Origin of the sequence: Streptomyces misionensis (assembly GCF_007896895.1) — a bacterium.
GTDB lineage: Bacteria > Actinomycetota > Actinomycetes > Streptomycetales > Streptomycetaceae > Streptomyces > Streptomyces misionensis_A.
The window spans coordinates 30,069-48,725 of sequence record NZ_VOGW01000131.1; the positions used below are offsets into that span (position 1 = coordinate 30,069).

General features: G+C 72.1%; 13 protein-coding genes, 1 pseudogene and 1 riboswitch. Of the genes and pseudogenes, 10 read left to right on the forward strand and 4 right to left on the reverse strand.

The genetic code is table 11. The features are described 5' to 3' along the window. The first annotated feature begins 3 nt into the window (after positions 1-3). Positions 4-1,575 (forward strand): NADH-quinone oxidoreductase subunit M, encoded by a 1,572-nt coding sequence (locus tag FRZ03_RS22960; protein ID WP_146467038.1) that lies wholly within the window; start codon positions 4-6, stop codon positions 1,573-1,575. Further along, complete coding sequence (nuoN, locus tag FRZ03_RS22965) at positions 1,572-3,221, forward strand: NADH-quinone oxidoreductase subunit NuoN (protein ID WP_146467039.1); 1,650 nt, start codon at positions 1,572-1,574, stop codon at positions 3,219-3,221. The genes FRZ03_RS22960 and nuoN overlap by 4 nt, the downstream gene beginning before the upstream one ends. A 61-nt stretch (positions 3,222-3,282) precedes the next feature. Here nuoN and FRZ03_RS22970 read toward each other — a convergent pair whose 3' ends face one another. After that, positions 3,283-3,825, reverse strand: a complete 543-nt coding sequence (locus tag FRZ03_RS22970) for a hypothetical protein (protein ID WP_146467040.1) — start codon at positions 3,823-3,825, stop codon at positions 3,283-3,285. Between the two features lie 205 nt (positions 3,826-4,030). Between FRZ03_RS22970 and FRZ03_RS22975 the strand changes: the two genes are divergently transcribed. From FRZ03_RS22975 to pntB, 4 genes are all read left to right on the forward strand, one after another. Then, on the forward strand, positions 4,031-4,951 hold the full coding sequence (locus FRZ03_RS22975) for a ketopantoate reductase family protein (RefSeq protein WP_146467041.1): 921 nt from the start codon (positions 4,031-4,033) through the stop codon (positions 4,949-4,951). A gap of 160 nt (positions 4,952-5,111) precedes the next feature. Continuing rightward, entirely contained in the window at positions 5,112-7,091 is a 1,980-nt protein-coding gene (gene recQ / locus FRZ03_RS22980) for a DNA helicase RecQ (protein WP_146467042.1), read from the forward strand. Positions 7,092-7,549: 458 nt separating this feature from the next. After that, positions 7,550-9,091 (forward strand): Re/Si-specific NAD(P)(+) transhydrogenase subunit alpha, encoded by a 1,542-nt coding sequence (locus FRZ03_RS22985; RefSeq protein WP_146467043.1) that lies wholly within the window; start codon positions 7,550-7,552, stop codon positions 9,089-9,091. Positions 9,092-9,095: 4 nt separating this feature from the next. After that, the gene (gene pntB / locus FRZ03_RS22990; protein WP_146467044.1) at positions 9,096-10,571 is read left to right on the forward strand and encodes a Re/Si-specific NAD(P)(+) transhydrogenase subunit beta; all 1,476 of its coding nucleotides are present in this window, start codon (positions 9,096-9,098) and stop codon (positions 10,569-10,571) included. Positions 10,572-10,742: 171 nt separating this feature from the next. Here the strand turns inward: pntB and FRZ03_RS22995 are convergent, their stop codons facing one another. Together FRZ03_RS22995 and fahA are read right to left on the reverse strand one after the other, a co-directional pair. After that, positions 10,743-11,681, reverse strand: a complete 939-nt coding sequence (locus FRZ03_RS22995; RefSeq protein WP_146467045.1) for a M56 family metallopeptidase — start codon at positions 11,679-11,681, stop codon at positions 10,743-10,745. 201 nt (positions 11,682-11,882) lie between these two features. Beyond that, positions 11,883-13,103 carry a fumarylacetoacetase gene (fahA, locus tag FRZ03_RS23000; protein ID WP_146467046.1) on the reverse strand — a complete coding sequence of 407 codons (1,221 nt, stop codon included), beginning with the start codon at positions 13,101-13,103 and terminating at the stop codon, positions 11,883-11,885. A gap of 293 nt (positions 13,104-13,396) precedes the next feature. Between fahA and FRZ03_RS23005 the strand changes: the two genes are divergently transcribed. Continuing rightward, positions 13,397-14,245, forward strand: coding sequence for an HAD family hydrolase (locus tag FRZ03_RS23005; protein ID WP_146467047.1), 849 nt, complete (start codon positions 13,397-13,399; stop codon positions 14,243-14,245). Here FRZ03_RS23005 and FRZ03_RS23010 read toward each other — a convergent pair. After that, positions 14,239-14,724 carry a transglycosylase SLT domain-containing protein gene (locus tag FRZ03_RS23010; protein ID WP_146467048.1) on the reverse strand — a complete coding sequence of 162 codons (486 nt, stop codon included), beginning with the start codon at positions 14,722-14,724 and terminating at the stop codon, positions 14,239-14,241. The two genes, FRZ03_RS23005 and FRZ03_RS23010, sit on opposite strands and share 7 nt — an antisense overlap. A 3-nt stretch (positions 14,725-14,727) precedes the next feature. Next, positions 14,728-14,936, reverse strand: a riboswitch (cyclic di-AMP (ydaO/yuaA leader). Between the two features lie 533 nt (positions 14,937-15,469). Between FRZ03_RS23010 and FRZ03_RS23015 the strand changes: the two genes are divergently transcribed. The 3 genes and pseudogenes from FRZ03_RS23015 to FRZ03_RS40495 form a co-directional block, all read left to right on the forward strand. Continuing rightward, positions 15,470-16,480, forward strand: coding sequence for a polyprenyl synthetase family protein (locus FRZ03_RS23015; RefSeq protein WP_070025348.1), 1,011 nt, complete (start codon positions 15,470-15,472; stop codon positions 16,478-16,480). A gap of 349 nt (positions 16,481-16,829) precedes the next feature. Next, on the forward strand, positions 16,830-18,041 hold the full coding sequence (locus FRZ03_RS23020) for a LolA family protein (protein ID WP_146467049.1): 1,212 nt from the start codon (positions 16,830-16,832) through the stop codon (positions 18,039-18,041). Positions 18,042-18,302: 261 nt separating this feature from the next. Next, positions 18,303-18,657: pseudogene (locus FRZ03_RS40495) on the forward strand (tetratricopeptide repeat protein); the annotation flags it as partial.

The following is an 18,657-nucleotide window of genomic DNA, read 5'->3' on the forward strand; positions in this document are numbered from 1 at the left end:
CCGATGTCCTTTCCCCTGCTGACAGCGACGGCGGCGCTCCCGGCCGTGGGAGCCGTCGCCACGGCCGCCGTACCGGCCGCGCGGCGCACCGCCGCCAAGTGGCTGGCCCTGCTCGTCTCGCTCGGCACGCTCGCGCTCGCGATCACCGTCCTGGTCCGCTTCGACCCGGGCGGCGCCCGCTACCAGCTCACCGAATCCCACTCCTGGATCAGCGACTTCGGGGTCCGCTACGAGCTGGGCGTGGACGGCATCGGGGTCGCGCTGATCGCGCTGACCGCCGTGCTGATCCCGTTCATCGTCCTGGCGGGCTGGCACGACGCCGACCCGCTGGAGACCGGCAGCCGCCGCTGGCGCCCCACCCAGGGCTTCTTCGCGCTGATCCTGGCGGTCGAGGCGATGGTCCTCATCTCCTTCGAGGCCACCGACGTCTTCCTGTTCTACATCTTCTTCGAAGCCATGCTGATCCCGATGTACTTCCTCATCGGCGGCTTCGGGGACCGGGCCCACGCGCAGGGCGAGCAGGCGGCGTCCACCCAGCGGTCGTACGCGGCCGTGAAGTTCCTCCTCTACAACCTGGTCGGCGGTCTGATCATGCTGGCCGCGGTGATCGGCCTCTACGTGGTCGCCGGGAACTTCTCCCTCCAGCAGATCGCCGAGGCCCGCGCGAACGGCTCGCTGCACATGGCGACGAGCACCGAACGCTGGCTGTTCCTCGGCTTCTTCTTCGCGTTCGCGGTGAAGGCGCCGCTGTGGCCGCTGCACACCTGGCTGCCCAACGCCATGCAGGAGTCCACCGCCCCGGTCGCCGTCCTCATCACGGCGGTGGTCGACAAGGTGGGCACCTTCGCGATGCTCCGCTTCTGCCTGGGGCTGTTCCCGGGGGCCAGCCGGTGGGCGACGCCGGTGATCCTCGTCCTGGCCCTGATCAGCATCGTCTACGGCGCGCTGCTCGCCGTCGGCCAGCGGGACATCAAGCGCCTGGTGGCGTACGCGTCGATCTCCCACTTCGGCTTCATCATCATGGGCATCTTCGCGATGACCAGTCAGGGCCAGTCCGGCGCCACCCTGTACATGGTCAACCACGGCATCTCCACGGCCGCGTTGATGCTGGTCGCCGGGTTCCTGATCTCCCGGCGCGGCTCGCGGCTCATCGCCGACTACGGCGGGGTGCAGAAGGTCGCCCCGGTGCTCGCCGGCACCTTCCTGATCGGCGGCCTGGCCACCCTGTCACTGCCCGGCCTGGCACCGTTCGTGAGTGAATTCCTCGTCCTGGTGGGCACGTTCACGCGCTACCCGGTGATCGGCATCATCGCCACCTTCGGCATCGTCCTCGCCGCGCTCTACACCCTGGTGCTCTACCAGCGGACCATGACCGGCCCGGTCAAGCCCGAGGTCTCGGCGATGCCCGACCTGAAGGTGCGCGAACTGCTGGTCGTCGGGCCGCTGATCGTGCTGCTGATCTTCCTGGGCGTCTATCCGAAGCCCGTGACGAACATCGTCAACCCGGCGGTGCGGCACACCATGTCCGACGTCCAGAAGAAGGACCCCAAGCCCGAGGTGGAGGCGGCCAAGTGAGCACCCCAGCCGTCCACAGCCTGTGGACAACCGCGGCGGACCGCATCCCCCAGATCGGCGCGCCGAAGATCGAGTACGGACAATTGTCGCCGACGCTGATCATCATCGGCGCCGCGCTGGTCGGGGTGCTGGTCGAGGCGTTCATCCCGCGCAGATCCCGTTACTACGCCCAGGTGTTCGTGTCGGTCGTCGCCCTGTGCGCCGCCTTCGCCGCGGTCGTCGGGCTCGCCGCCGACGGGTACGGCACCACCAAGGCGCACATCGCCGCCATGGGCGCCATCGCGGTCGACGGCCCCTCGCTGTTCCTCCAGGGCGTCATCCTGCTGGCCGGCCTGGTGGGCCTGTTCACCTTCGCCGAACGGCGCCTGGACCCGGCGGCCCACGGCAACCGGGTCGACTCCTTCGCGGCGCAGGCCGCCTCGGTGCCGGGCAGCGAGGGCGAACAGGCCGCGGTCAAGGCCGGGTTCACCACCACCGAGGTCTTCCCGCTGCTGCTCTTCGCCGTGGCGGGCATGCTGGTGTTCACCTCGGCGAACGACCTGCTGACGCTGTTCGTCGCCCTGGAGGTCTTCTCCCTGCCGCTGTACCTGCTGTGCGCGCTGGCCCGCCGCAAGCGGCTGATGTCGCAGGAGGCCGCGGTCAAGTACTTCCTGCTCGGCGCGTTCGCCTCCGCGTTCACCCTGTTCGGCATCGCGCTGCTCTACGGCTACGCGGGCTCGGTGTCGTACGGGCGCATCGCCCAGGTCGTGGACGGCTCGGTCACCGATGTGAGCCCGGCGCTGGCGGGCACCATGGGCAATGACGCGCTGCTGCTCGTCGGCGGCGCCCTGCTCGTGATGGGCCTGCTGTTCAAGGTCGGCGCGGTGCCGTTCCACATGTGGACGCCCGACGTCTACCAGGGCGCGCCCACCCCGGTGACCGGCTTCATGGCGGCCGCGACCAAGGTGGCCGCGTTCGGCGCGCTGCTGCGGCTGCTCTACGTCGTGCTGCCGGGGCTGCGCTGGGACTGGCGGCCGGTGATGTGGGCGGTGGCGATCGTCACCATGCTGGGCGGCGCGATCGTCGCGATCACCCAGACCGACATCAAGCGGCTGCTGGCGTACTCGTCCATCGCGCACGCCGGATTCATCCTCGCGGGTGTCGTCGCCACCTCGAAGAACGGCGTGTCGTCGGTCCTCTTCTACCTGGCCGGCTACTCGTTCGTGACCATCGGCGCCTTCGCGGTGGTCACCTTGGTGCGGGACGCGGGCGGCGAGGCGACCCATCTGTCCAAGTGGGCGGGGCTCGGCCGGCGTTCCCCGCTGGTCGCGGCGGTCTTCGCGGTGTTCCTGCTGGCCTTCGCCGGCATCCCGCTGACCTCCGGCTTCGCCGGGAAGTTCGCCGTGTTCAAGGCGGCGGCGGCCGGTGGCGCGGTTCCGCTGGTGGTGATCGGTGTGATCTCCTCGGCGATCGCGGCGTTCTTCTACATCCGGGTGATCGTGCTGATGTTCTTCAGCGAGCCCAAGCCCGAGGGCCCGACCGTGGCCGTGCCGTCGCCGCTGACCACGCTGGCGATCGGCATCGGCGTGGCGGTCACGCTGGTGCTGGGCGTGGCGCCGCAGTACTTCCTCGACCTGGCGAGCCAGGCGGGCGTGTTCGTGCGCTGAGCGTTCCGCGGCGAAGGCCCCGGTTCCGTCCCCGGAGCCGGGGCCTTCGCGTTGCCGTACGTCAGCCGGGCGCGCCCGGGTAGGGGCACTTCACGTCGGGGTTCCACTCGTAGAACAGCCCGCTGGGGTTCTTCTTGTAGAGCCAGGCGTGCAGCGAGTAGTGGGTCGGGATGGTCGAGTTGTGGTGCGCGGTGACCGGGCCCTCGAACTTCCGGCCGAACATCGTGGGCCGCGCGGTGTTCTTGTCGGCCTTCACGATCCACTCCACCCCGGTGAGCCTGCGCCCGCCCTTGCCGTCGTCCTCGTAGAGCAGGGCGGCGGGCCTGACCGGGTCGAGGGAGCCGTAGAGCTTGGGATTGATGTAGTGGTAGCCCATGGCGCCCTTGCCGCCGTTCATGTCCATGGTGCAGGGGTTGGACCGGTACCCGGCGGCCAGCGCGAGGGGGAGGTGCCGGTACTTCGCGGTGGCCGACACGGTGGGGGCCAGCTGCTTCCAGACGGAGGCGTCGACGGGGCCCTGGTCGGCGTGGGCGGGGGCCGTCGCGAGGGCGAGGGCCGCGGTGGACGCGAGGGTGAGGGCGGCCTTGACGAGGTGAGCGGGCATGGTGCGGGGCTCCTTGGGGAGGAGACGGGGTCGCACCGAGAAGCTTGTGCCGGGACCGGTCAAGGGGCCATCCGGGGACGGCCGTTCGGGTGATGCGGGGCCCGGGTTTTTCTGCCGCTTCTCACCCGTTCGGCGCACGGCTTTGGAAAGATCGCCGTGAAGGCGGCCACCGGTCATCGGGGCCGACCGACGAGAGGACGATGTCATGACGCTCACGACGAGCAGGCCGACCGTGGCCATCCTGGGCGCGGGAGGCGTCGGCGGTCTGCTGGCCGCCCTGCTGTCCCGCTCCGGCCACCGGGTCGTCTGCCTGGCCCGCGAGGCCACGGCCGACGCCCTGCGCGGCGGGATCGAGGTCCGCAGCCGCCGGTTCGGCGACTTCCGGGCCGTGGTGGAGGCGGACACCGAACTGCGCGAGCCGGTGGACGCCTGCCTGATCACCGTCAAGCACACCACACTGGACGCCGCGCTCACCCGGGTCCCGCCGGCCGCCCTCGGCGACGCCCTGGTCGTCCCGTTCCTGAACGGCGTCGAGCACCCCGCCACCCTGCGCGCCCGTTACGGGGCCGACCGGGTGGCCGCCGCGGCGATCCGGGTGGAGTCCACCCGCCTGCCGTCCGCCGGTACCGGACCCGTCGTGATCGAGCACGGCAGCCCGTTCGCCGAGATCGACCTGGCCGCCGGCACGGCCGACCGCGCCGGTCTCGAAGCCCTCGCGAAGGCCCTCTCGGAGGCGGGAGCGACGGCCCGGGTGGTTCCGGACGAGACCAGGGCGCTGTGGGAGAAGATGTCCTTCCTCGCTCCCTTCGCCCTGCTCACCACCCGGTACGGCCTCCCGCTCGGCGAGGTCCGCACCCGCCACCGGGAGGAGCTGGAGGGCCTGGTCGCGGAGACCGCCGCGGTGAGCCGCGCCTGCGGCTGCCCCGTCGACCCCGCAGCGGCCCTGGCGCGCTACGACGCCTTCCCGCCCGAGACCAAGTCCTCCATGCAGCGCGACGCGGAGGCGGGCCGGCCCCTGGAGCTCGACGCCATCGGCGGCGCCCTGCTGCGGGCCGCCGACCGGCACGGCGTGCCGGCGCCGGTGGCGGCCAGGCTGGTGCGGGAGATCGCGGCGGCCGGGCAGTAGGCGGGAGGGGCCCGGCGGCGACCGGCCGCCGGGCCCCCGGTGCTTGAAATCGCACACCTGTTCGCATTCTGTGGACAACTCCGGGACTGTCGGTGCGGCCCCCTATCGTTGAGGCAGTGGTCGAAAGGCGGCACGCGGGGAAGCGGCGGGGGACAGGACGATGGATGCGACGGGCGGGATCAGCGAGATGCCAACGGTGACCGAAGAGCTGGGCGCGGCCGGCAGCGAGGTGCTGGCCACCTTGAACCGGGTCTTCGGGTACGAGGCCTTCCGGGGCCCGCAGGAAGAGATCATCGAGCATGTGGTGGCGGGCGGTGACGCCCTGGTGCTCATGCCGACCGGCGGCGGCAAGTCGCTGTGCTACCAGATCCCGGCCCTGGTCAGACCCGGTACCGGCGTGGTGGTCTCGCCGCTGATCGCGCTGATGCAGGACCAGGTGGACGCCCTGCGCGCCCTCGGTGTGCGGGCCGGCTTCGTCAATTCCACCCAGGACTTCGACGAGCGGCGGACGGTCGAGGCCGAGTTCCTGGCCGGCGAGCTGGACCTGCTGTACCTGGCACCGGAGCGGCTGCGTCTGGACAGCACCCTGGACCTGCTCTCGCGCGGCAAGATCTCCGTCTTCGCGATCGACGAGGCGCACTGCGTCTCCCAGTGGGGCCACGACTTCCGCCCCGACTACCTCGGCCTCAGCCTGCTCGGCGAGCGCTGGCCGGACGTCCCGCGGATCGCCCTGACGGCCACCGCGACCCGGGCCACCCACGAGGAGATCACCCAGCGGCTGAACCTCCCCGCGGCCCGCCACTTCGTGGCCAGCTTCGACCGGCCCAACATCCAGTACCGGATCGTCCCCAAGGCAGACCCGAGGAAGCAGCTGCTCGCCTTCCTGCGCGAGGAGCACCCGGGTGACGCGGGCATCGTCTACTGCCTGTCGCGCAACTCCGTGGAGCGCACCGCGGAGTTCCTGACCGCCAACGGCATCGAGGCGGTGCCGTACCACGCGGGCCTGGACGCGGGCACCCGGGCCGCCCACCAGTCCCGGTTCCTGCGCGAGGACGGGCTGGTCGTGGTGGCGACGATCGCCTTCGGCATGGGCATCGACAAGCCGGACGTCCGCTTCGTGGCCCACCTGGACCTGCCCAAGTCCATCGAGGGCTACTACCAGGAGACCGGCCGCGCGGGCCGCGACGGCCTGCCGTCCACCGCCTGGATGGCGTACGGCCTCAACGACGTGGTGCAGCAGCGCAAGCTGATCCAGTCCGGCGAGGGCGACGAGGCGTTCCGGCGCCGGGCAGCCGCCCATCTGGACGCGATGCTCGCGCTGTGCGAGACCGCCCGATGCCGGCGCGGCCAGCTGCTCGCCTACTTCGGCCAGGAGCCGGGCGCGACGGGCTGCGGCAACTGCGACACCTGCCTGACCCCGCCGGAGACCTGGGACGGCACCGTCGCCGCGCAGAAGGTGCTGTCGACGGTGGTGCGGTTGCAGCGCGAGCGCGGACAGAAGTTCGGCGCCCTCCAGATCGTGGACATCCTGCTCGGCAAGCGCACCGCCAAGGTGATCCAGTTCGACCACGACCAGCTGTCCGTCTTCGGCATCGGCCAGGACCTCGAGGAGGGCGAGTGGCGCGGCGCCATCCGCCAGCTGCTGGCCCAGGGACTGCTCGCGGTCGAGGGGGAGTACGGCACGCTGGTGCTCACCGAGGCGAGCGGCTCGGTGCTGCGCGGCGAGCGGGAGGTGCCGCTGCGCAAGGAGCCGAAGCGGCCGGCCGCCGCCCGGTCCCGGTCGGCCGGCGGCTCGGGCGGCGCCAAGACCAAGGCGGTCGCGGCCGAGCTGCCCGAGGAGCTGCTCCCCGCCTTCGAGGCCCTGCGCGTCTGGCGCACCGGGCAGGCCCGCGAGCAGGGCGTTCCGCCGTACATCATCTTCAACGACGCCACCCTGCGCGCGATCGTCACCCTGATGCCGCGTTCGATCCGGGAACTGGCCACGGTCAGCGGGGTCGGCGAGAAGAAGCTGGTGACGTACGGCGAGGAGGTCCTCGCCGTGCTGGCCTCCCTGGACGGCCCCGCCGCGCCCGTCCCCGATGAGGCCCCGGAGGGCGACGACTGGCCGGCCCCGGAGGACGAGCCGGACTTCTGGGAGTGACGGCTTCTTCTCCCGGGCTCTCCGTTCCCGTCACGTCACGCCGCCGAGCGCCCGCCCTCTTCGCCGGGGCGGGCGTTCGGCGGCGTTCGGCGTTCTGGCGCTGTGTGCCGCCGGGTTCACAACGATCCGCGTCCCTGCCTCCGGCAGACTTCGACATCAGCGACGACAGTGACTGACGTCAGACGTACCGCCGAGGCCATCGGCCGCGGTGGACCTGCCCGTGGTCAGCATCCCGCCGTCGCAGGCCGACGCCCACTTCGGCTTCCGGTGGCGAGTTTCCACCACACCGTCAACGACCACTCCGTCCGGCAACTCACGAAGTCACCGGCAACGGTGACTGCTTAGTGACACGCGGGTCCCGCGACCTGCATCCTGTGCGGGATCCCGCCGGCGTCTCCGAGCCGATCGCGCACACCGTTCGGCTCAAAGACGCAACCGAGCTGAATTGGAGTACTCCCATGCGCATCGGAGTCCCTCGCGAACCAGCAGGGGAGACACGCGTCGCCGCGACACCGGCGACGGTCCGGCAACTGACAGGACTCGGGTACGAGGTGCTCGTCGAGTCGGGGGCCGGGGCACTCTCGGCCTTCACCGACCCGGCGTACGTGGAGGCAGGGGCGCGGATCGGCACGGGCGAGGAGGCGTGGGGCGCCGACATCGTCCTCCGGGTCAACGGCCCGTCGATGGACGAGGTGGGCAAGCCGAAGGACGGCGCCACACTGATCTCCACCCTCGCGCCGGCCCTCAACCCCGAACTGGTCGACGCCCTCGCGGCGCGGCCGATCACGGTGCTGGCGATGGACGCGGTGCCGCGCATCAGCCGCGCCCAGTCGCTCGACGTGCTCTCGTCCATGGCCAACATCGCCGGCTACCGCGCGGTGGTGGAGGCGGCCCACGAGTTCGGCCGCTTCTTCACCGGTCAGGTGACCGCCGCGGGCAAGGTGCCGCCGGCGAAGGTGCTCGTCGCCGGCGCGGGCGTGGCCGGGCTGGCCGCGATCGGCGCGGCCTCGTCGCTGGGCGCGGTCGTGCGCGCGACCGACCCGCGCCCGGAGGTGGCCGACCAGGTGAAGTCGCTGGGCGGCGAGTACCTCCCGGTGGTGGTCGAGGAGGAGGCGCAGCAGTCGTCCGACGGCTACGCGAAGGCCACCTCGGACCTCTACAACGAGGCCGCGGCGAAGCTCTACTCCGAGCAGGCCGCGGACGTCGACATCATCATCACCACGGCGCTGATCCCGGGGCGTCCGGCGCCGCGGCTGATCACGGCCGCCGACGTGGCGCGCATGAAGCCGGGCTCGGTGATCGTCGACATGGCCGCCGGCGTGGGCGGCAACGTCGAGGGCAGCGTCCCCGGGGAGCGTTCCGTCACCGGCAACGGCGTGATCATCCTCGGGTACACGGACCTCGCCGGCCGGCTGCCCACCCAGGCCTCGCAGTTGTACGGGACCAACCTCGTCAACCTGATGAAGCTGCTCACCCCGGGCAAGGACGGCAAGTCCGTGCTCGACCTCGACGACGTCGTGCAGCGCGGCATCACCGTGGTCAAGGACGGCGAGAAGCTGTGGCCGCCGCCGCCCGTACAGGTCTCGGCGGCGCCCGCCGCCGCACCGGGACCGGCCGCCGAGCCGCCCGCCCAGGCGGAGAAGGCGGCGATGAGCGCCGGCACCAGGCTCGCCCTGACCCTGGCCGGCATCCTCGTCTTCGGCCTGGTGGTCGCCTTCGCCCCGGCCCCGCTGCCGCAGCACTTCACCGTGCTGATGCTCGCCGTCGTCATCGGCTACTACGTGATCGGCAAGGTCCACCACGCGCTGCACACCCCGCTGATGAGCGTCACCAACGCCATCTCCGGCGTCGTCGTCGTGGGCGCGCTGCTGAAGGTGTGGTTCCCCGACCACCTCATGCAGGCGCTCGGCGTCGCCGCCGTCCTGCTCGCCTCCATCAACATCTTCGGTGGCTTCGCGGTGACGCGCCGCATGCTCGCCATGTTCAGCAGGGGGAACTGACGACATGACCGTCTCCGCCATGGCCACCGCGGCGTACATCGTCGCCGCGCTGCTCTTCATCCTCAGCCTCGCCGGACTCTCCCGGCACGAAAGCGCCCGGCAGGGCTGGGTCTACGGCGTCACCGGCATGGGCGTCGCCCTGGCCGCCACCATCGTCCACGTCATCAAGGACGGCCACGACCAGGCCGGCGACAACAGCACCCTGGGCATCGTCCTGATGTTCGTCGCCGTCCTGGCCGGCGTGGTGATCGGCCTGTGGCGTGCCCGGATCGTCCGGATGACCGGCATGCCCGAGCTGATCGCGCTGCTGCACTCCTTCGTCGGTCTGGCCGCCGTGCTGATCGGCTGGGTCGGCCACCGCGAGGGCCTGCTGGCCCGCGCACCGACCGAGTCGCCGCTCTCGCTGTGGCACATCCACAACGCCGAGATCGCCATCGGCATCTTCATCGGCGCGGTCACCTTCACCGGCTCGATCGTGGCCAACCTCAAGCTGTCGGCGCGGATCAAGGGCGCCCCGCTCATGCTGCCGGGCAAGAACCTCATCAACGTGGGCGCGCTCGTCGCCTTCGCGGCGCTCACCGTGGTCTACATCGTCGTCTCCCACGACCGGACCGACGGCACGGGCACGCTCGTCCTCGGGCTGCTCACCCTGGTCGCCCTGGCCCTGGGCTGGCACCTGGTCGCCTCGATCGGAGGCGGTGACATGCCGGTCGTGGTCTCGATGCTCAACAGCTACTCCGGCTGGGCCGCGGCGGCCTCGGGCTTCCTGCTCGACAACGACCTGCTGATCGTCACCGGCGCCCTGGTCGGCTCCTCCGGTGCGTACCTCTCCTACATCATGTGCAAGGCGATGAACCGGTCGTTCATCTCGGTCATCGCCGGCGGCTTCGGCATCGAGGCCACGGCCACGGACGGCGGCGAGCAGGGCGAGCACCGCGAGATCTCCGCCGAGGAGACCGCCGAACTGCTGGCCTCCGCGTCGAGCGTGGTCATCACGCCGGGCTACGGCATGGCCGTCGCCCAGGCGCAGTACCCGGTGGCCGAGCTGACCCGCCTGCTGCGCGAGCGCGGCGTCGAGGTCCGCTTCGGCGTCCACCCCGTCGCCGGGCGGCTCCCCGGGCACATGAACGTGCTGCTGGCCGAGGCGAAGGTGCCCTACGACATCGTGCTGGAGATGGACGAGATCAACGACGACCTGGCCGGGACCGACGTCGTCCTGGTCATCGGCGCCAACGACACCGTCAACCCGGCCGCGACCGAGGACCCCGCCAGCCCGATCGCCGGCATGCCGGTGCTGCGGGTCTGGGAGGCGAAGAACGTCGTCGTCTTCAAGCGCTCCATGGCCACCGGCTACGCGGGCGTGCAGAACCCGTTGTTCTTCCGGGAGAACTCCCAGATGCTCTTCGGCGACGCCAAGACGCGGGTCGACGACATCGTCGGCGCGCTCTCCGCCGCCCGGACGGTGCGCGCCGCGGCCTAGTGCCGCGACCGGAAAGGTTCACCGCAAACCTTTCCGGCCACAGCACCGGGGACTCTTCCACGCGTGACAGCCCATCAGGGCCCGGCGGCCGTACGCCGCCGGGCCCTTGTCACGTCCGGCTCAGTGCCGCGACCGGAAAGGTTCACCGGCAAACCCTCCCGGCCACAGCACTCAGGACAGCGCCGTCAGCCCCGGCGCGAAGGTGATCAGCAGCGGCAGGAGCGGCACCAGCGCGGCCACCGTCGTGGTCAGGGCCCGGTGCCGGCGCAGCAGCCGAGGGGGCGGCTCCAGCAGGCGGTCCACCCGCTCGCCCAGCAGCCGGCGGCTGGAGGCGCAGGAGAGCACGCCCCGGTGCTGGTTCAGCTCGATCAGCGCGAGGGCGGTGGTCAGATGGCCGCAGCGCCGGGAGGCGGCGTCGTCGGCGGCCAGTTCCACCAGGCGGTGCGTCTGGTCGCGGAAATGGGCGAAGAGCGGTACCCGGGGAAAGCCCGCGGCGAGCGCGGCGGACAGGTGCAGCAGCCAGTCGTGGTGGGCGCGCGCGTGGCCGCGCTCATGGGTGAGGACGGCGTCCAGCTGATGGCCGGTGAGGCGGTGCAGCGCCCCCGTGGTCACCACCAGCTGCGGCGGGTGCCCCGGCATCCACCAGGCGTCCGGGTACTCGTCCTCCAGGACCAGCATCGGGCCCCGCGCGGCCGGCAGCCCGGGCGGCAGTTCCGGCGCTCGCTCCCGCAGTTGGGCCCGGGCCTGACCCCGGCTGCGGCGGACCTCGACCAGCTCCCGGCCGAGCATCGCGGTCGTCCAGGCCGCCCCGCAGGCCAGCCCCACGGTGAGCAGGGCGGCCCACACCGGGGCCGCGGAGAGGTCGTAGGCGGCCGTGACGGCGGGCGGCGCGGGGGCGAACACATGGTCGCGCACGGTGCGGAAGACCGCCGCGGCGCCGAGCGTCAGCCCGGCCAGACAGCACAGCAGGACGGTGGCGACCAGACACTGCCACACCCACAGCGCGACCACGGGTTCCCGTTCGGGCCAGTCGGCCCGGGTCAGCGCGCGCGGTGCCGGTACGGCCGCCGTCAGGGCGACGCCGCTCAGCAGGAGCAGGCAGACGATCATGCCGGGGCTCCGGTTCCTGGTCCGAGAGGGGCAAGAAGGCGAGGGGAGGTGCGGGTGCGGGTGGTGCGGCGAGGGGCGGTGCGCGCGGGCGCCCGCCGGGTGTGGTGCCTGTCCTCGCCAGTATGACGAAGGAAGGCGCCGCGAGTCAGGTGCCGGAGCCGACCGTCCGCTCCGGCACCCGCGCGCGCCGCCCCGGTGCCGTCAGAGCGACGGCACGATCCGCCCGGTGACCTCGCCGAGCCCGACGCGGGTCCCGTTCGCGCCCGGGGCCCACGCCGACAGCGTCACCACGTCGCCGTCCTCCAGGAAGGCGCGCTTGCCGTCGGGGAGGTCGAGGGGGTCACGGCCGTTCCAGGTCAGCTCCAGCAGCGAGCCGCGCTGGTGCTCGTCGGGCCCGCTGACGGTCCCCGAGCCGTACAGGTCGCCGGTGCGCAGCGAGGCGCCGTTGACCGTCATGTGGGCGAGCTGCTGAGCGGCGGTCCAGTACATGGTGGAGAACGGCGGCTCGGACACCACCTGGCCGTTGACGGCGACCGAGATGCGCAGGTCGTAGCCGCCGGGCTCGATGCCGGGGGCCGCGTCGTCCAGGTAGGGCAGCAGCGGGTGGGTGCGCTCGGGCGGGGCCGTCCGCGCGTGCTCCAGGGCCTCCAGCGGGGTGATCCACGCCGACACCGAGGTCGAGAAGGACTTGCCGAGGAACGGGCCGAGCGGCACGTACTCCCAGGCCTGGATGTCCCGCGCGGACCAGTCGTTGAGCAGGCACAGCCCGAAGACGTGCTCCCGGAAGTCGCCGAGCGCGACCGGGGAGCCCGGCTCGGTCGGCACGCCCACGACGAAGCCGACCTCGGCCTCGATGTCCAGCCGGATCGACGGCCCGAACACCGGCGCCGGGTCGGCGGGGCCCTTGCGCTGCCCGCGGGGCCGTACGACGTCCGTGCCCGAGACCACCACGGTGCCGGCGCGGCCGTGGTAGCCGATCGGCAGGTGCTTCCAGTTCGGGGTGAGGGAGTCGGGGGCGTCCGGGCGGAAGATCTTGCCGACGTTGCGGGCGTGGTTCTCCGAGGCGTAGAAGTCGACGTAGTCCGCGACCTCGAAGGGCAGGTGCAGGTCCACCTCGGACAGCGGGTGGAAGAGCGGTTCCAGGGTCTCGCGGTGCGCGGGGTCGGTGACCCAGGAGGTGACCGCGGCGCGCACCTCGGACCAGGCGGCGCGGCCGGCCGCGAGCAGCGGGTTGAGGGTGGGCCGGGCGAGCAGCGCGTGGTGCGGCGAGCCCAGGGCGGCGGCCGCGGCGCCCGCGTCGAGGACCTGGTCCCCGAGCCGCACGCCGACCCGGCGCTCCCGGCTGCCGGAGGGGGAGAACACGCCGTAGGGAAGGTTGTGCGGACCGAAGGGGTCGCCCTCGGGGACGTCGAAGGGGGGCATGGGGTACTGCCTCGCTCTCATCCGGGCCATGCATGGCGCTGATCCACGTGGTCGGCCACACGTTACGGCCGGGACGCGCGTCTTGGGCAGAGCCCGCCGAGGATCGCCCCGGCCGCGCCCCGGTCGACGGCACCGGCTCGCGGGCCGCGCGCCCCACCCGGCGGGGCACCCGGCCGCGTCCCGCGGCCGATCCCCATCAGGGGTGCCACGGGGCGCACTTGGGGGCGGACGGCACGCAAGTACGCGCGACGAGGGATGAGTCGGCGGAGTCGGAGGGTCCGTATTCTCTGCTCATGGCACCCTCCCCCGCGTACGCACTGATCGCCACCGACCTGGACGGGACGCTGCTGCGCGGCGACGACACCGTCTCCGAGCGCACGCTCTCGGCGCTCGCGCGGGCGGCCCGGACCGGTGCCCGGCACCTGGTGGTGACCGGCCGCCCGGCGCCCAGAGTGCGGCCGCTGCTGGCGGCCCTCGGCTGCACGGGGCTCGCGGTGTGCGGGCAGGGGGCGCAGGTCTACGACGCCGGGACCGGCCGCCTGCTGTGGTCGGTACGGCTGGACCGGGAGCAGGCCGAGGCCGCGCTCGGCAAGATCGAGGCCGAGGTGGGGCAGGTGTACGCGGCCGTCGACCAGGACGGCGTGGACGGGCTCACACTGATCGAGCCCGGCTACCGGATGCCCCACCCGACGCTGCCCGCGGTCCGGGTGGGCCGGCGCGACGATCTGTGGGCGGCGCCGATCAGCAAGGTGCTGCTGCGCCACGCCACCCTGTCCGACGACGAGTTGGCGGCGGTGGCCCGCTCGGTGGTGGGCACGCTGGCCACGGTCACGATGTCCGGGCCGGGGACCGTGGAGCTCCAGCCGTGCGGGGTGACGAAGGCGACCGGTCTGGCGCTGGCCGCCGAGCGGCTCGGCGTCGCTGCGGAACGGTCCCTGGCCTTCGGCGACATGCCCAACGACATCCCGATGTTCCGGTGGGCGGCGCACGGGGTCGCCATGGCCGACGCCCATCCGGAGCTGAAGGCGGTGGCCGACGAGGTCACCGCGTCGAACGAGGACGACGGCATCGCCGTCGTCCTCGAAAGACTGTTCCCGGCGGGCCGACAGGATGCCGTCGGCCCGGCCGGCGCCGGTCAGTAGGCGCTGTTGACGTTGTCCATCGAGCCGTAGCGGTGGGCCGCGTAGTTGCAGGCGGCGGTGATGTTGGCGACCGGGTCGTAGATGTTCCACGAGGTGCCGGCCACGTGGTACGCGTTGAAGGTCGGGTCGATCACCTGGAGCAGGCCCTTGGACGGGATGCCCTTGGCGGCGTTGGAGTCCCACAGGTTGATGGCGTTCGGGTTGCCCGAGGACTCGCGCATGATGTTGCGGTAGATGCCGTTGTAGGAGCCCGGGATGCCCTTCTGGCTCATGATCGCGAGGGACTCGCGGATCCAGCCGTCGAGGTTGTTCGAGTACCCGGCGGCGGTCACGGAGGCCGAGGTGGTGGCAGGGGCCGCGGAGGCGCCGGCGGCGCTCACGAGCGGCATGGCGATCACGGCGGCGCCGGTGCCGGCGACGGCGAGCATGCGGACGAGACGGTTGGTGCGGGTGCGGCGCGACTGAACGGCAGCAGGCATGGGGACGTTCCTCTCCTACGCCTGCGAGGTGAGCTGTCGGGTTCGGGCGGGGAGGTGCCCGGCCGTGCCCCGTGAGAGGCACGACTTAACCCCGAGCCGTCCCGGTGCGACCGCGTGTCGCGGCATGCGCTGCGTCACGTGTGTCGTCCGGTCCGGCGACTTACCTGGGTCCCCCGCTCCTGCCGTACGAATGAGTTCGCTGATGGGTGGTTCGGGCGGCGGCAGGATTCGGCGTCCGCCCGATGGGTCGGGAACGTATGCGAGAGCACATGTCGGGAACAAGTGCCGGATTCACCCGATGAGGCATTTGACCTTGATCATTGCCCTATGGGGTACTTGATCCTTTGCGATTGCCAACGCTCAACTCGCCTGTGCGGCAAGGCGGAACGGGGTCCCGGACGGCCGGTCGGCGGCGAAGGGTGGGTGTGGCCCAATTCACCAAATGGCAAACTGTGTTAAATCGGGCATGAGGGATTCTGGGTATTCGTCCCTCGGTGGGGTGGAGCGGGTACTCCGCTCACCTCCGGGCTCGCGACGAAGCTCGGATTTTCCTGTTAAGTCGATAATTGTCCGTTCTTCTCATCCGATCGAAGGGGTGCCGGTTGTGCTCCGATACCGCCCGGGCTGGACGGGTGGGCGCTATCGGTGATCGAAACCGGACCGGATACGCTGACTTGAGTGATGGCAGCGACCTATCGACAAACCGTGTAAGCGCCAGCAGACACCAGCAGACAGGAGACCCCTCGTGACCGTCGTCGGGCCGTTCGGGCTGAGCGTGCGGGACCAGGCTCTCGAAGCCGATGTCCAGGCCGGATTGGCGGCTGTCGAGGAAGGCCTGCTAGAGGCCACCAAGAGCGAGGTCCCGTTCATCACCGGGGCCGCGCAGCACCTCGTCCGGGCCGGCGGGAAGCGGTTCCGGCCGCTGCTCGTGATGCTCGCGGCGCAGTTCGGCGACCCCTACGCGCCCGGTGTGGTGCCGTCGGCCGTGGTGGTGGAGCTGACCCACCTCGCCACGCTGTACCACGACGACGTCATGGACGAGGCCGCCGTACGCCGGGGCGTGGACAGCGCCAACACCCGCTGGGGCAACTCCGTCGCGGTCCTCACCGGCGACTTCCTCTTCGCCCGCGCCTCGCAGATCCTCGCCGACCTCGGCCCCGAGGCGGTCCGGGTGCAGGCCCTCGCGTTCGAACGGCTGGTCACCGGCCAGATCCTGGAGACCGCGGGTCCCACCGACGGCCGCGACCCGGTGGAGCACTACCTGGACGTGCTCGGCGGCAAGACGGGCTCCCTGGTGGCGGTCTCCTGCCGGTTCGGCGCGATGATGTCCGGCGCCGACGAGACGGTCGTGGACGTGCTCACCCAGTACGGGGAGCGGCTCGGCGTCGCCTTCCAGCTCGCCGACGACTACCTGGACATCGCCTCCGACTCCCACGAGTCCGGCAAGACCCCCGGCACCGACCTGCGCGAGGGCATCGCGACCCTCCCCGTGCTCCGGCTGCGCGAGCGCGCCGCCCGGCTCGGGCTGCCGGAGGACATCGCCCTGTGCGAGCTGCTGGACTCCGACCTCAGCGACGACGCCCGGCACGCCGAGGCGCTGGCCGCGCTGCGCGCCCACCCGGCCCTGGAACAGGCCCGCCGGGACACCGTGCGCTACGCCGAGGAGGCGCGCGCCGCACTGGCGCCGCTGCGGGAGTGCGACGCCAAGGTCGCGCTGATCGAGCTGTGCGACGCGGTGGTGCACCGGACCGGGTGACCGGCCGGTCCGGAGTCCGCCGGGTGGCCGACCCGTTCGGCGTCCGCCGGGGAACCGACCCGTTCGGCGTCCGCCGGGGAACCGACCCGTTCGGCGTCCGCCGGGTGGCCGTACCCGCCCGGCTGCCCCATGCTGCCCATAGGGATCCGTTCGAGCCCCTAGGGGTGTCCCTTGCGTGTCATACCGCAGTCGTACGCCGAGTTGCCTCCGTGGTCTGACGATTCCTCAGCGCGGATTTGGTCGTATGGACACCACGGACATCACCACTCCTCACCGATTCGGGTGAGACCGGCGGCTCGGGTGGACCAGCGTGAGAGCAGCCGCCGCCGACGACGGAGGTAAGGCACACATGGCACCGTACGAATCCGACGACGCACAGGGCGCCGAGCGGGGCGAGGAAGCGCGCTCGGGCCGCCGCACGGCCGCCCGGTACGCCGTCCCGGTCGCGGTGGTGGGGGTGGCGGCGGCCACGATCGGGCTGGTCCCGGCCCTCGCCGACTCCGGCGACCCCGACCTGCCCCGGATCACCGCCCAGCAGCTCATCCAGAAGATCGCCGCGTCGGACGTGCAGCAGCTGTCCGGCACCGTCAAGGTCGGCACCGACCTGGGCCTGCCCGACCTCGGCGGCCTGGGGAGCGGCATCACCTCCGGCATGACCCGCGGCGCGGGCTCCGGCTCCGCCGCCGACCCGCAGGCCCGGCTCACCGAGCTGGTCACCGGCACGCACACCCTGCGCGTCGCCGCCGACGGCCCGGACCGGCAGAAGCTGTCGCTGGTCGAGCAGGGCGCCGAGTACAGCGTCATCCACAACGGCAAGGACGTCTGGGGCTACGACAGCAAGAGCCACCAGGTCTCCCACGGCACCGCCCCCGTCGGCAAGGACCGGCGGGCCGAGCCCCCGGCCACGCCCAAGGACTTCGCCGACGAGGCCCTGAAGTCGGTGGACGACACCACCTCCGTGACCGTCGACGGCACCGTGCACGTCGCCGGGCGCGACGCCTACAAGCTGCTGATCAAGCCCCGGCAGTCCGGCACCACGGTCGGCGCGATCAGCATCGCGGTGGACGCCAGGACCGGAATGCCGCTGAAGTTCACGCTGACCCCGAAGAGCGGCGGCGCCGCGGTGCTCGACGCGGGCTTCACCGAGGTCTCCTTCGCCCGCCCGGCCGCCTCGACGTTCGCCTTCACCCCGCCCGAGGGCGCGAAGGTCACGGAGCGCGAGGACGCGCCCGGCAAGGGCGCCGACCGGCCCGGCAAGGGGCTGGAAGGCATCCAGGGCAAGGGTCTGGAAGGCGCCGCGGGACCGACCGTCCTCGGCAAGGGCTGGACCTCCATCGCCACCTTCGACACCGGGGCCAAGGGCGGCCTGCCCACCGGCGCCAAGGGCGGCGACGCGGCCGGCTTCCTCGGCTCCCTGGGCGAGAAGGTCTCCGGCCGGTTCGGCAAGGGCACGGTCTTCTCCACCCGCCTGGTCAACGCCCTGATCACCGACAACGGCAAGGTCTACGCCGGTGCGGTCACCAAGGACGCGCTGGTGAAGGCGGCGGACGCGGGGAAGTAGGCCGCAGCGGTCCGCGAGGGAGCCGAGGGCAGCGCCTTCGGCTCCCTTTCGCGTGCGCCCTCGTCCGGCGGCGCATCGAGACCGCCGCCGCGTCGTTGACCAGCACATCCGCGCGGCCCCCGGCGAGCCGCACCGGCGGCGCCGGTCCGTTGAGACGAGGCTGTGACGTCGCGGTGACGCCGGGGCGGGGGTGGAACCAGCAGACTGGTCGGCAGGACGCGTACGGCCGGATCGCGGCACGGGGGAGTGAGGGAAGGACCGATGGCTCGACTGAGCTTCGAGAAGAAGCGGGCGCCGGGGCCCGTGGCGCACCCGGCGGCGGTGCCCGTGCGGGTGTACGGCGCCGGCGGCGCCTCGGTGGGCGGTACGGCGGTCGTGGCGGAGCCGGGCGAGGAGATCCAGCAGGCCGTGCTGAACCACCTCCAGCGCCTCGCCATCAGCCTCGGCACCCCGATACGCGCCACCATCCAGGACGACCGCGCCGGCTGTGTCGTCCCCCTGGAGGTCTCGGCGGACGGCTCCAGCCGGGTCACGGGCAAGGCCGTACGGGTGGCCCCCGCGGAGTCCCCGGAGTTCGCACCCTCCGGCAGGTCGCGGAGGCCGAGGGGCGAGTGCG